At 54.3% G+C, this 14,470-nt stretch carries 7 protein-coding genes; 4 read left to right on the top strand and 3 right to left on the bottom strand.

What is annotated here, in order from left to right; genetic code table 11:
- Window position 1: 1 nt before the first annotated feature.
- Window positions 2-1,117 (bottom strand): porin OmpC, encoded by a 1,116-nt coding sequence (locus tag IM314_RS16140; RefSeq protein WP_193358821.1) that lies wholly within the window; start codon window positions 1,115-1,117, stop codon window positions 2-4.
- 743 nt (window positions 1,118-1,860) lie between these two features.
- Between IM314_RS16140 and rcsD the strand changes: the two genes are divergently transcribed.
- Window positions 1,861-4,533, top strand: a complete 2,673-nt coding sequence (gene rcsD / locus IM314_RS16135; protein ID WP_047363050.1) for a phosphotransferase RcsD — start codon at window positions 1,861-1,863, stop codon at window positions 4,531-4,533.
- Window positions 4,534-4,549: 16 nt separating this feature from the next.
- Entirely contained in the window at window positions 4,550-5,200 is a 651-nt protein-coding gene (rcsB, locus tag IM314_RS16130) for a response regulator transcription factor RcsB (protein WP_006176468.1), read from the top strand.
- A 112-nt stretch (window positions 5,201-5,312) separates the two neighbouring features.
- Here the strand turns inward: rcsB and rcsC are convergent, their stop codons facing one another.
- Window positions 5,313-8,159: a two-component system sensor histidine kinase RcsC gene (rcsC, locus tag IM314_RS16125; RefSeq protein WP_047367976.1), complete on the bottom strand. Its 2,847-nt coding sequence runs from the start codon at window positions 8,157-8,159 to the stop codon at window positions 5,313-5,315.
- A 134-nt stretch (window positions 8,160-8,293) separates the two neighbouring features.
- Entirely contained in the window at window positions 8,294-10,930 is a 2,637-nt protein-coding gene (gene gyrA, locus IM314_RS16120) for a DNA topoisomerase (ATP-hydrolyzing) subunit A (RefSeq protein ID WP_060571957.1), read from the bottom strand.
- 146 nt (window positions 10,931-11,076) lie between these two features.
- On the opposite strand from gyrA, the gene ubiG reads away from it, so the two are divergent.
- Window positions 11,077-11,805, top strand: a complete 729-nt coding sequence (gene ubiG, locus IM314_RS16115; RefSeq protein WP_047363045.1) for a bifunctional 2-polyprenyl-6-hydroxyphenol methylase/3-demethylubiquinol 3-O-methyltransferase UbiG — start codon at window positions 11,077-11,079, stop codon at window positions 11,803-11,805.
- A 347-nt stretch (window positions 11,806-12,152) separates the two neighbouring features.
- Window positions 12,153-14,438, top strand: a complete 2,286-nt coding sequence (gene nrdA / locus IM314_RS16110; RefSeq protein ID WP_028013905.1) for a class 1a ribonucleoside-diphosphate reductase subunit alpha — start codon at window positions 12,153-12,155, stop codon at window positions 14,436-14,438.
- Window positions 14,439-14,470 lie beyond the last annotated feature (32 nt).

Genomic DNA, 14,470 nt, shown 5'->3' with positions numbered 1-14,470 from the left:
ATTAGAACTGGTAAACCAGACCCAGCGCGACGATATCATCAGTGCCGATACCGGCCTGACGGGTGAACTCATTTTCATCAACCAGGTTGATTTTGTAATCCACGTAGGTGGACATGTTTTTGTTGAAGTAGTAAGTCGCACCCACATCAACATATTTCAGCAGATCCTGATCGCCGTATCCTTCGATGTCTTTACCTTTGGACTGCAGGTAAGCCACGGATGGACGCAGGCCGAAGTCGAACTGGTACTGAGCAACCACTTCGAAGTTCTGCGCTTTGTTAGCAAAACCGTAAATGTCGCTGCTGCTCTGAGAGTTGCCGAAACGCGTTGCGTTGTAGGTCTGTGAGTATTGTGCCGCCAGGTAGATATTGTTGGCGTCGTATTTCAGACCACCAGAATACACTTCAGCGCGATCGCCTTCGCCTTTCAGCGCCGGGTTAGCGGTGTTGTTCTGGTCAGCGGTACGTTTGGAAGAAGACATTGCACCACCGATGCTGAAGCCTTCACCCAGGTTATAGGTCAGGGACGCGCCGTAGCCGTCGCCGTTCTGTTTCAGGGTGCTACGACCAGTGTCGTTTTCGCCGCTTACGCTACCGTTTTTACCCTGATACTGCAGCGCAAAGTTCAGGCCATCCACCAGACCAAAGAAGTCCTGGTTACGATAGGTCGCCACGCCGTTAGCACGAGACTGCAGGAAGTTGTCTGAGCCGTAGGTATCGCCGCCAAATTCTGGCAGAACGTCAGTCCAGGAAGTTACGTCGTAGATCACGCCGTAGTTACGACCGTAATCGAAAGAGCCCGCTTCAGCGAATTTCAGACCAGCAAACGCCACACGTGTCCAGGACTGGTTATCGCTTTCAGTCGTGTTGCCCTGGATCTGGTATTCCCACTGGCCGTAACCGGTCAGTTGATCGTTAACCTGAGTTTCGCCTTTGAAGCCAAGACGCATGTAGGTCTGGTCGCCGTCAGCACTCTTGTCGTTAGAGAAATAGTGCAGACCATCAACTTTGCCGTACAGATCTAATTTGTTGCCATCTTTATTATAAATTTCGGCCGCATTTGCTGCGCCTGCTACCAGCAGTGCTGGTACCAGGAGGGACAGTACTTTAACTTTCATTTTATTAACCCTCTGTTATATGCCTTATAATTGCCACTGCTTACTGGTTAACCCTCATTAACCAGTCGGCAAATTCATTCTCCGCAAAATTACAGAATAATCCAATGCGAATATGATACGAAAACTTTGAAGATGTTTCATTTATCCATCAACATGTTTCAAAATGTAAATGAAAAGGAACTTTTACAAAGCACAAAAAGCTTAGAAATTTAGCACTTATAATCAAAACGAAAAATGACCCAATACATATCAAAGAGTTAAAATAAAAAACGTTACCGCACTGAATGACAAAACAAGATCGACTCCAGTCTCTAAAATAGCTCTCGCTATCATCATTAACTTTATTTATTACCGTCATTCAGCTTTGAATGTCTGTTTATCCCTAATTCAACCGGATGCATCGCATTCGGTTTTTTTTTACCCTTCTTTACGTAACTTTTCCTTTTTTGTGCTACCGCCGCGTAATTGTAACGACTATTAACTAAATTCACGCTCGCCCCTGTGCATAATGGGAAAATTCGCTCAAAACTTAATTTCTTGTTAATTCGTGCTATTTTCTGACGAAATGCATTTTTTATTTGTACATACATTATGTTCTTGTACACATTTAAGACGTCCTTTCTCTCTCGCACGGGCCATCGAAAAAGTCGCTTGTTCAAGGACAGTGGCGCTGGAAATTCAATTATTACCCTTTATACTGCCCTATCGCCACAGAGCACGACCATCACGGGTTAAAGATATCAATGAGTCAGACTGAAACTACCGCCCAAAGCAAATTCTCCCTTCTGCCCGGGAGCATCACCCGTTTCTTTCTTCTTTTGATCGTGGTGCTGTTAGTCACAATGGGCGTGATGGTGCAGAGCGCGGTTAACGCCTGGCTGAAGGATAAGAGCTATCAGGTGGTGGATATTACCCACGCCGTACACAAGCGTATTGATACCTGGCGCTACGCCACCTGGCAGATTTACGACAACATTGCGGCAGCGCCTGCCAGCTCATCCGGAGATGGGCTTCAGGAGACGCGGCTTAAGCAGGATGTCTACTATCTCGAAAAACCGCAGCGTAAGACTGAAGCGCTTATCTTTGGCTCTCACGACAGCGCGACCCTTGAGATGACGCAGCGTATTTCGACCTACCTGGATACCCTCTGGGGCGCCGAAACGGTGCCGTGGTCGATGTACTATCTGAACGGTCAGGACAACAGCATGATCCTGATCTCGACGCTGCCGTTGAAAGATCTCTCTTCCGGATTTAAAGAGACGACGGTCGGCAGCATTGTCGACTCCCGCCGGGCAGAAATGCTGCAGCAGGCCAATGCCCTTGATGAACGTGAGAGCTTCTCATCGCTGCGCCGATTGGCCTGGCAGAATGGTCACTATTTTACCCTGCGTACCACCTTTAACCAGCCGGGTCATCTGGCGACGGTCGTGGCCTTCGATTTACCCATTAATGATTTGATCCCGCCGGATATGCCGCTCGACAGCTTCCGTCTGGAGCCTGACAGCAGCACCCAGAACATGCGTGCGGCGTCCGACAAAGAGGCCGCAGAGAGCGTCACCATCTCCTTTAACGGCTCGAAAATTGAAATTGCCTCGTCGCTGAACTCAACCGGCATGCGTCTGGTGTGGCAGGTACCGTTCGGCACGCTGCTGCTTGATACCCTGCAAAATATTCTGCTGCCGCTGCTGCTGAATATTGGTCTGCTGGCGCTGGCCCTGTTTGGCTACAGCACCTTCCGCTTCCAGCCGGGACGCCAGAGCGACGCGTCTGCGGTCTCCGCGGGCAATACCAACGAGCTGCGCGTATTGCGCGCGCTCAATGAAGAGATTGTCTCCGTGCTGCCGCTAGGGGTGTTAGTTCACGATCAGGAAGCGAATCGCACGGTGATGAGCAATAAAATTGCTGATCATCTGCTGCCGCACCTTAATCTGCAGAACATCACCACTATGGCGGATCAGCACCAGGGGGTTATTCAGGCCACGATTAATAATGAACTTTACGAGATCCGTCAGTTCCGCAGCCAGGTGGCACCGCGTACGCAAATCTTCATCATTCGCGATCAGGATCGCGAAGTGCTGGTGAATAAAAAGCTCAAGCAGGCGCAAAGGCTGTATGAGAAGAACCAGCAGGGGCGCGCGGCATTCATGCAGAATATTGGCGATGCCTTCAAGCAGCCGTTAAAAACGCTGGCGACCCAGGCGGCAGCGTTAAACACGTCTGAAAGCCACCAGCTCGCCTGCCAGGCCGACTCGCTGGTCCGCATGGTGGATGAGATCCAGCTGGCAAACATGCTGGAGAATGATTTCTGGAAAGGCACCCCTTCTCTCTTCTCCATTCAGGATCTGATCGATGAAGTGGTTCCCGAAGTCCTGCCCGTCATTAAGCGCAAAGGGCTGCAGCTGCTAATCAACAACCATTTACCCGCCAATGACGAACGTCACGGCGACCGCGAGGCGCTGCGTCGTATTCTGCTGATGATTATTCAGTACGCCGTGACCACCACGCAGATCGGCAAGATCACCCTTGAAGTGAGCACCGACGAGTCGGCGGAAGATCGCCTGACGTTCCGCATTCTGGACACCGGGGAAGGCGTGACGGCGAGTGAAATTGATAATCTGCACTTCCCGTTCCTGAATGACACGCAAAGCGATCATTACGGCAAGGCTAACGCCCTGACCTTCTGGCTGTGCGATCAGCTGGCACGTAAGCTCGGCGGCCATCTGAATATCAAGGCCCGTGAATCGCTCGGCACCCGTTACTCTCTGCACGTGAAAATGGCCGCCAATCCACAGGAAGAAGATGAAGAACGCCTGCTGGATGACGTCGTGGTGATGGTGGATGTGACCTCAAACGAGATCCGCAATATTGTGGTTCGTCAGCTCGAAAACTGGGGCGCGGCCTGCATCACGCCGGATGAAAGGCTGGCAAGTCAAGAATTTGATCTGTTTTTAACTGATAATCCGTCTAATCTTACTGCCTCGGGCTTGCTTTTAAGCGATGATGAGTCACGCGTGCGGAAAATCGGCCCTGGCCAGCTGCGCGTCAACTTTAATATAAGCAATGCGATGCAGGAAGCTGTACTACAACTAATAGAAGAGCAGCTGGCGCAGGAAGAGATAACGGAATCCCCGTTAGGCGGTAATGAAAATGCCGAGCTTCACGCCAGCGGATACTATTCCCTCTTTGTTGATACAGTACCAGATGATGTGAAGCGGTTGTATACTGAGTCCGCTGCGAATGATTTTGCAGCGCTGGCACAGACAGCACACCGGCTTAAAGGGGTGTTTGCCATGCTTAATCTGGTTCCCGGCAAGCAGTTATGTGAAACGCTGGAACATCTAATTCGTGAGAAAGATGCCTCTGGCATTGAAAAATACATCAGCGACATTGACGCCTACGTCAAAAGCTTGCTGTAGCAAGGTAGCCTTATACATGAACAATATGAACGTAATTATTGCCGATGACCATCCGATTGTACTGTTCGGTATTCGCAAATCACTTGAACAGATCGAGTGGGTGAATGTAGTCGGTGAATTTGAAGACTCTACAGCACTGATCAATAACCTCCCAAAGCTTGATGCGCACGTGCTCATTACCGATCTCTCTATGCCTGGAGACAAATACGGTGATGGGATCACGCTCATCAAATATATTAAACGTCACTTCCCGGACATCTCGATTATTGTTCTGACCATGAACAACAACCCGGCGATCCTGAGCGCCGTGCTGGATCTGGACATCGAAGGGATTGTGCTGAAGCAAGGCGCCCCGACCGATCTGCCAAAAGCGCTGGCTGCGCTGCAGAAAGGCAAGAAGTTCACGCCTGAGAGCGTCTCTCGTCTGCTGGAAAAAATCAGCGCGGGTGGCTACGGTGACAAACGCCTGTCGCCGAAAGAGAGCGAAGTTCTGCGCCTGTTCGCCGAAGGTTTCCTGGTGACCGAGATTGCCAAGAAGCTGAACCGCAGCATTAAAACCATCAGCAGCCAGAAAAAATCAGCAATGATGAAGCTGGGCGTGGACAACGATATTGCCCTGCTGAACTATCTCTCCTCCGTTACGCTGAGCGCATCGGATAAGGATTGATCCCCCACTGTAAATGCCGGATGGCGCTCACGCTTACCCGGCCTACAGAACCCGTAGGCCCGCGCAAGCGCAGCGCCGCCGGGCAAATAAAAAAGGCCCTTACGGGCCTTTTTTATATTCTGGTTTTTCTCACGCGATCCGCATAAACAGACAGCGTTTGTTTGAGCACGTCCAGCGTCACCGGTTTCGACAGGCAGCTGTCCATGCCCGACTCCAGACAGCGCTGTTTCTCTTCCGCCAGCGCGTTCGCCGTCACGCCCACGACAGGCAGCGTCAGGCCAAGCTGTCGGATGCGCTGCGTCAGCCGGTAGCCGTCCATGTTAGGCATGTTGACGTCGCTCAGCACGATATCAATATGATTTTTACTCAGCACATTCAGCGCATCCACGCCGTCATTGGCGGTTTTGCACTGATAGCCCAGCGATCCGAGCTGGTCAGCCAGCAGGCGGCGGTTAATCGGATGGTCATCCACCACCAGAATCATCATATCGTCATTCACTGACGCCAGACCTTCCGGTGACGGCAGCGCGACTGCACCGTCGTTCTCTTCCAGCTCGACTTTATAGATACGGGCCAGCAGGCTCAACAGCTCATGCGGCGTTGCGACGCTGTGCACCCATTCCCCCGGCGCACGTTCAACCGGTATGCCAATGTGGCGACGGCAGAAGAGCACCGTTCCTCTCCCCTGCCACGGCTGTTCCGGCATCTCGTCGGCGATGAGCACATCGTCCACGTCCGGCGTCTGGCCTTCATAGCGGCAGACCCTCACGCCGCTATGGGCGAGCAGCGCCGTCAGATAGTCATTCAGCGAGGCATTATTGACCGCCAGCCAGCAGCGCTTATCGTTCAGCCCGTCAACCGTGGCTTTTGCCGGATACTGCGCGGAATAGAGCGGAATGCGGATGGTGAACTGGCTGCCCATGCCGGGCTCGGTATCCACGGAAATGTCACCGTCCATCATGCTGACGAGCTTCTCGCAAATCGCCAGCCCCAGACCGGTGCCCTGGAAGTTACGCTGCACGCCGGTGCCGACCTGGAAGAACGGATCGAACAGACGCACCACCTCTTTGGCCGGTATGCCCACCCCCGTGTCGCGCACGCGGATGCTGAGATAATCTCCCGCCCGGCAGACGTGTAGCACAATGCAGCCGATATCGGTGAATTTGATGGCATTGCTGAGCAGGTTAGAGATGACCTGCTGCAGGCGCATCGGGTCGCCGTGCAGCGTCAGCGGCACGTCCGGTTCAATGAAGCAGTAGAGCCCCAGCTGTTTACGCACCACCAGCGGCAGATAGTTGGCGCTGATGTGGTTCATGACCTCACGCGGCGAAAACTCGCGCGGCTCGATTTTCAGCTGCTCAGACTCAATTTTAGAGAAGTCGAGAATATCGCTGATGATCTTCAGCAGCAGGCTGGAGGAGTTGTTCATCGCCGTTACCAGCCGGTCGACGCCTTTCGGCAATTCCTTCGTCTGCAGCAGATCGAGGTTACCGATAATCCCGTACAGCGGCGTACGCAGCTCGTGACTGACGGTAGCCAGGAACATGGATTTCGACTGGCTGGCCTGCTCCGCGGCCTGCGCCATCTCCTGCAGCGACTCTTCCATCTTCACGCGCGCGGAGACATCCACCAGCACGCAAATCGCTACGTTTTCATTGCGATAGCGGGAATGAACAAAGCTGATCTGCAGGTTAGTGTGGGTGCTGGTGAGCACGTCGACAAAGTTCACCTGCTGGCCGCAGATGATTTGCGTCAGCCTTTGCCGGTCCTCGTGCGTCAGCATGTTCAGGTAGTTGTGCGCCAGCTCGTTACTCAGGATGTTGGTCCCGTCCTGGGTACGAAGAATGCAGATCCCCACCGGAGCCGAGGCGACAATTTTGCGGTTGAACTGCTCGTGCTCCTCCAGACGCTGGGCGTCACTTTCGGCGGGAATAAAGATTCTCCGCTCATACATGCGCGCCAGCGTAAACAGCGCCCCGCCCACCAGCAGGTTCAGCAGGATCGCATTCATAATAAGAATGCGTATCCGCTCAAGGACCATATCCACCGGCAGCGAGTAAACAATGCTCAGCGACGATGGCGGCAGGCTTTTTTTCAGCACCAGCTCGCGGAAGCCGGAGGTGTAGCCAAACCATGAGCGTTCCTGCATCCAGTGCGGATCGACGTTCAAACTTTTATCCGGCCCGGCGAGTGAGATCAGCTGATGCCCGTTTTCATCCAGAATGGTCACGCCCATCGGCAGGCTGCCCGGCGTGAAGAAGTTTTCCATGCGGATGGTCTGCTCAATCCCCAACAGCGCCTGCAGGCGATTGCCCAGGTAGACCGGCGTCAGCGCGTAGAAATAGCCCACGCCCATGCGCGGCCCCTGGCTAATCCAGAAAATGTTGTTCCCGCGCTCGTCCTGCGGCGCATTGCGATATTTCACAATACGCTCGTGCAGGCTTTTCAGCGCATCATCACGCTCGACGGGCACATCGCGCAGGCCAAAGTCAGCCATGCAGAGGTTTTCACTGCCAATCAGGAATACGCGGTTAAGGTCGTAAGCGGCGGAGAAGTTGTCGCGCCAGTAGCGCATAAACCAGGCGAGGGATTCCAGCGACCCGCGCCAGGTGCTGCTCATGGTGGAGCAATCAGAGTCCGGGAACAGCGGCTGGAAGTCCGGTACTTCGGTTTTGTCATTGCGCCCGCGCAGGGCAAGGATACCGTTTTCTGCCGTCAGCCGATTTTCGGCAATATACTTCAGCTCCTTCATCACGTCAGACGTTCGCTGAATGTAGCGCTGGGCCTGATCGGAGCTTAAATTAAACTCCTGGCGGATCTCCGCTTCTTTCTGGTTCAGCGCATTGACGATGTAAAACACCGACAGCAAGGCCACCAGCAGCCAAAGCAGGAGCGCCAGCGCCCGGAACAGATAGCGAGAAACTTTCAGCGTGGTACGAAAGGAGACGAGGTATTTCAAAGGGGCGAGGCTCCGCCGTCGGGGTCAAAAGAATGTGGTTAAGGTAGCGGTAAACGCGGCTTGTCGCAACGTTCACGTATCTGCATCTGCAAAAGAAAAGGGCCGGAATCCGGCCCTTTATGCGTCAGAAGAGATTACTCGTCAGCGTCATCCGCTGCGTCGTCGTCGCTCTCTGCTTCCGGTGCGATTTCATCATCACCTTCCGCGACGCTGCCGTCGATGGAATCGAGCTCTTCGTCGTCCACCGGCTCAGCAACGCGCTGCAGACCGACCACGTTTTCATCTTCCGCCGTACGGATGAGGATAACGCCCTGGGTGTTACGGCCCACCACGCTGATCTCGGATACGCGCGTACGCACCAGCGTACCGGCATCGGTGATCATCATGATCTGGTCGGCATCGTCCACCTGCACCGCGCCCACAACGGAACCGTTGCGCTCGGTAACCTTGATGGAGATAACGCCCTGCGTGCCGCGTGACTTGGTCGGGTATTCGTTTTCCGCCGTACGTTTACCGTAGCCGTTCTGGGTGACGGTCAGGATTGCGCCTTCGCCACGTGGAACGATCAGGGAAACAACGGAGTCTTCACCCGCCAGCTTAATACCGCGCACGCCGGTCGCCGTACGACCCATTGCGCGCACGGCGTTCTCTTTGAAGCGCACCACTTTACCGGCCGCAGAGAACAGCATCACTTCATCAGAACCGGAGGTCAGATCCACACCGATCAGCTCGTCGCCTTCGTTCAGGTTTACCGCAATAATACCGGCAGAACGCGGACGGCTGAACTCGGTCAGCGCGGTTTTCTTCACGGTACCGCTGGCGGTCGCCATAAAGACGTTCACGCCCTCTTCGTACTCGCGTACCGGCAGGATGGCGGTGATACGTTCGTTCGCTTCCAGCGGCAGCAGGTTGACGATTGGACGACCGCGCGCACCGCGGCTCGCTTCCGGCAGCTGATAGACCTTCATCCAGTACAGACGACCACGGCTGGAGAAGCAGAGGATCGTATCGTGGGTGTTAGCCACCAGCAGACGGTCAATGAAGTCTTCTTCTTTAATACGTGCCGCAGATTTACCTTTACCGCCACGACGCTGTGCTTCGTAGTCGGTCAACGGCTGATACTTCACGTAGCCCTGGTGAGACAGGGTCACTACCACGTCTTCGCGGTTGATCAGATCTTCAATGTTGATATCAGAGCTGTTGGCCGTGATTTCGGTACGACGCTCGTCGCCGAACTGATCGCGGACCAGCTCCAGCTCTTCGCGGATCACTTCCATCAGGCGCTCGGCGCTACCCAGGATGTGCAGCAGCTCAGCAATTTGCTCCAGCAGCTCTTTGTACTCGTCGAGCAGTTTTTCATGCTCAAGGCCGGTCAGCTTCTGCAGGCGCAGATCCAGAATCGCCTGGGCCTGCTGTTCAGTCAGGTAGTACTGACCGTCACGCACGCCGAATTCAGGCTCGAGCCACTCAGGACGCGCAGCGTCATCGCCCGCACGTTCCAGCATCGCCGCCACGTTGCCCAGATCCCACGGACGCGCAACCAGCGACGCCTTCGCTTCTGCCGGCGTCGGCGCACGGCGGATCAGCTCGATGATCGGGTCGATGTTCGCCAGCGCAACGGCCAGTGCTTCAAGGATATGGGCACGGTCGCGCGCTTTGCGCAGTTCGAAGATGGTACGGCGAGTCACCACTTCACGGCGGTGACGCACGAACGCGCTCAGGATCTCTTTCAGGTTCATGATCTTCGGCTGGCCATGGTGCAGCGCAACCATGTTGATACCGAAGGAGACCTGAAGCTGAGTCTGGGAGTAAAGGTTGTTCAACACAACTTCACCCACCGCGTCGCGCTTGATTTCAATCACGATGCGCATACCGTCTTTATCAGACTCGTCACGCAGCGCGCTGATGCCTTCAACGCGTTTCTCTTTTACCAGCTCGGCGATTTTTTCAATCAGTCGCGCTTTGTTCACCTGATACGGGATCTCGTGAACAATAATGGTTTCACGGCCGGTTTTAGCGTCCGCTTCCACTTCGGCGCGGGCACGGATGTAAATCTTGCCGCGACCGGTGCGGTACGCTTCTTCAATACCGCGACGACCGTTGATGATTGCCGCCGTCGGGAAGTCCGGGCCCGGGATGTGTTCCATCAGCCCTTCAATGCTGATGTCTTCATCGTCAATGTAGGCCAGGCAGCCGTTGATCACTTCCGTGATATTGTGCGGCGGAATGTTGGTCGCCATACCCACGGCGATACCGGACGAGCCGTTCACCAGCAGGTTTGGGATCTTCGTTGGCATAACGTCAGGAATTTTTTCCGTGCCGTCGTAGTTATCAACGAAATCAACCGTCTCTTTTTCCAGGTCGGCCATCAGCTCATGGGCAATCTTCGCCAGACGGATTTCCGTATAACGCATTGCCGCGGCGGAGTCGCCGTCGATAGAACCAAAGTTACCCTGACCATCTACCAGCATGTAACGCAGCGAGAATGGCTGCGCCATACGGACAATGGTGTCGTACACCGCGGAATCACCATGGGGATGGTATTTACCGATTACGTCACCAACGACACGGGCAGATTTTTTGTAGGCTTTATTCCAGTCATTGCCCAATACGTTCATGGCGTATAGTACGCGACGGTGTACCGGCTTCAGGCCATCGCGGACGTCCGGCAGCGCACGGCCAACAATGACCGACATCGCATAGTCCAGATAGGAGCTTTTCAGCTCTTCCTCGATGTTAACCGGTGTAATTTCTCTCGCAAGGTCGCTCATCTAACCGCTATCCCTCTACTGTATCCCGGATTCAAAGGTCGCAAATTATAACACAGCCGCGGTGATACAGGTAAACCTATACGCTTTATTCACAGGGATTGCCTGATATACTCATTTGTCTTGCAAAATAAGGAGTAAAAGCGCCCATGAATGCCGAAAAATCCCCGGTGGCTCACAACGTTGACCACGAAGAGATTGCCAAATTTGAAGCGGTGGCGTCCCGCTGGTGGGATCTCGAAGGTGAGTTCAAACCGCTGCATCGTATTAACCCGCTGCGTCTGGGCTATATCGCGGAGCGTTCCGGCGGTCTGTTCGGTAAGAAAGTGCTCGACGTCGGCTGCGGCGGCGGCATCCTGGCGGAGAGCATGGCGCGCGAAGGGGCGAACGTCACGGGCCTGGATATGGGCTTTGAACCGCTGCAGGTTGCCCGTCTTCATGCGCTGGAGTCCGGTATACAGGTGGAATATGTGCAGGAAACCGTGGAAGAGCACGCGGCAAAACATGCCCACCAGTACGATGTGGTGACCTGCATGGAGATGCTGGAGCACGTTCCGGATCCGCAGTCCGTGGTAAACGCCTGTGCAAAACTGGTGAAGCCGGGCGGCCAGGTCTTCTTCTCGACAATTAACCGCAACGGTAAAGCCTGGCTGATGGCCGTGGTCGGCGCAGAATATGTGCTGCGCATGGTGCCGAAAGGGACGCACGACGTGAAGAAGTTTATCAAGCCTGCCGAACTGCTGGGCTGGGTTGACCAGACGTGGCTTAAGGAGCAGCACATCACGGGCCTGCACTACAACCCGCTAACGGATAAGTTCAAACTTGCCCCGGGCGTGGATGTTAACTATATGTTGCATACAACCGCCAAAAACGACTAACGTCATCCGTTATTCTTATAATGATTGCGCGACATCATGTTGCGCAATTCTGACCTCCCGTTGAAGAAATCAGCACTCGATCAAATTTTGAATTTTTTTTCTAAATTATTGACATCTCTTCCAGGCCTTACGGTACGAGGACTTACGCTTTTTTACCCTTTCACAACCTCAATTTAACCTCAAAATCAACCCTTGTGCTGAAAAGATTCGATACTAGAATACTCACCATATAGCGTTTTTCTTATCGCAAACCCCCTATATGTAGTATTTATCCACAGAGTTAGTCACAAGACGGATCTGTGGATAAGCGGGGGATATTTTTTATTTCACGGACAGGTAAAACCCACATGAATCAGAGTCTGCTGGTGACAAAGCGCGACGGTACTACCGAGCGTATCAATCTGGACAAAATCCATCGAGTTCTCGACTGGGCAGCAGAAGGACTGAATAACGTATCTATATCCCAGGTTGAACTGCGTTCTCACATTCAGTTCTACGACGGCATCAAAACGTCTGATATCCACGAAACCATTATCAAAGCAGCGGCGGATCTGATCTCCCGCGACGCACCGGATTATCAGTACCTCGCTGCGCGTCTGGCGATTTTCCACCTGCGTAAGAAAGCCTACGGTCAGTTCGAGCCGCCAAAGCTTTACGATCACGTGGTGAAAATGGTTGAGCTGGGCAAATACGACACGCATCTGCTGGAAGACTATACGGAAGAAGAGTTCGAGCAGATGAACGGGTTTATCGATCACTGGCGCGACATGAACTTCTCCTACGCGGCGGTGAAGCAGCTCGAAGGCAAATACCTGGTTCAGAACCGTGTGACCGGTGAGATCTACGAAAGCGCCCAGTTCCTCTATATTCTGGTGGCTGCCTGCCTGTTCTCAAACTACCCGCGCGACACCCGTCTGGACTATGTGAAGCGTTTCTACGATGCGGTATCGACGTTCAAAATTTCTCTGCCAACGCCGATCATGTCTGGCGTGCGCACCCCTACCCGTCAGTTCAGCTCTTGCGTACTGATCGAGTGTGGTGACAGCCTGGATTCCATCAATGCCACCTCCAGCGCCATCGTGAAATACGTCTCCCAGCGTGCCGGTATCGGCATCAACGCCGGTCGCATCCGCGCGCTGGGCAGCCCGATTCGCGGCGGTGAAGCGTTCCACACCGGCTGTATCCCGTTCTACAAGCACTTCCAGACGGCGGTAAAATCCTGCTCTCAGGGCGGCGTGCGCGGCGGCGCAGCGACCCTGTTCTACCCAATGTGGCACCTGGAAGTGGAAAGCCTGCTGGTACTGAAAAACAACCGCGGCGTGGAAGGCAACCGCGTGCGTCACATGGACTACGGCGTGCAGATCAACAAGCTAATGTACACCCGTCTGCTGAAAGGGGAAGACATCACCCTGTTCAGCCCGTCCGACGTTCCGGGCCTGTACGACGCGTTCTTCGCCGATCAGGACGAGTTCGAGCGTCTGTACACCAAATATGAAAAAGACGACAGCATCCGTAAACAGCGCCTGAAGGCGGTAGACCTGTTCTCCCTGATGATGCAGGAGCGCGCCTCTACCGGCCGTATCTACATCCAGAACGTTGACCACTGCAACACCCACAGCCCGTTTGATCCGGCGGTTGCGCCAGTGCGCCAGTCTAACCTGTGCCTGGAGATCGCCCTGCCGACCAAACCGCTGGAAGACGTGAACGACGAAAACGGCGAAATCGCCCTGTGTACGCTGTCCGCGTTCAACCTGGGTGCGATTAAGAGCCTGGACGAGCTGGAAGAGCTGGCCGTGCTGGCGGTACGTGCGCTGGATGCCCTGCTGGACTACCAGGATTACCCAATCCCGGCCGCTAAACGCGGCGCAATGGGCCGTCGTACCCTGGGTATCGGCGTGATCAACTTCGCCTACTGGCTGGCGAAAAACGGCAAGCGTTACTCCGACGGCAGCGCTAACAACCTGACGCACCAGACGTTCGAAGCGATTCAGTACTACCTGATGAAAGCCTCTAACGAGCTGGCGAAAGAGCAAGGCGCGTGCCCGTGGTTCAACGAAACCACCTATGCAAAAGGCATTCTGCCGATCGACACCTATAAGAAAGACCTGGATGCGATCGTCAGCGAGCCGCTGCACCTGGACTGGGAAGGCCTGCGCGAGTCCATCAAAACGCACGGCCTGCGTAACTCCACGCTCTCTGCCCTGATGCCGTCCGAGACCTCTTCGCAGATCTCCAACGCCACCAACGGTATTGAGCCACCGCGCGGCCACGTCAGCATTAAAGCGTCGAAAGACGGCGTGCTGCGTCAGGTGGTGCCGGATTACGAAACGCTGGGCAACAACTACGAGCTGCTGTGGGAGATGCCAAACAACGACGGTTACCTGCAGCTGGTGGGTATCATGCAGAAGTTTATCGACCAGTCGATCTCTGCCAATACTAACTACGACCCGACGCGCTTCCCGTCCGGCAAGGTACCGATGCAGCAGCTGTTGAAAGACCTGCTGACCGCCTACAAATTTGGCGTGAAAACGCTGTACTATCACAACACCCGTGACGGTGCAGAAGACGCGCAGGACGACCTGGTACCGTCAATTCAGGACGATGGCTGCGAAAGCGGCGCATGTAAGATCTAATGAAGGGCGGGGATATCCCCGCCTTTATTTCG

Origin of the sequence: Enterobacter cloacae complex sp. P42RS (genome assembly GCF_014930595.1) — a bacterium.
Taxonomy (GTDB): domain Bacteria; phylum Pseudomonadota; class Gammaproteobacteria; order Enterobacterales; family Enterobacteriaceae; genus Enterobacter; species Enterobacter bugandensis.
The sequence above is the reverse complement of the archived record's forward strand: the minus strand, read 5'-3'. Positions and strand labels throughout refer to the sequence as shown.

What these genes read in the sequence shown, in the direction of transcription:
- IM314_RS16140 (WP_193358821.1), bottom strand. Translation starts at nt 1,117, where the DNA reads ATGAAAGTTAAAGTACTGTCCCTCCTGGTACCAGCACTGCTGGTAGCA.
- rcsD (WP_047363050.1), top strand. Translation starts at nt 1,861, where the DNA reads ATGAGTCAGACTGAAACTACCGCCCAAAGCAAATTCTCCCTTCTGCCC.
- rcsB (WP_006176468.1), top strand. Translation starts at nt 4,550, where the DNA reads ATGAACAATATGAACGTAATTATTGCCGATGACCATCCGATTGTACTG.
- gyrA (WP_060571957.1), bottom strand. Translation starts at nt 10,930, where the DNA reads ATGAGCGACCTTGCGAGAGAAATTACACCGGTTAACATCGAGGAAGAG.
- ubiG (WP_047363045.1), top strand. Translation starts at nt 11,077, where the DNA reads ATGAATGCCGAAAAATCCCCGGTGGCTCACAACGTTGACCACGAAGAG.
- nrdA (WP_028013905.1), top strand. Translation starts at nt 12,153, where the DNA reads ATGAATCAGAGTCTGCTGGTGACAAAGCGCGACGGTACTACCGAGCGT.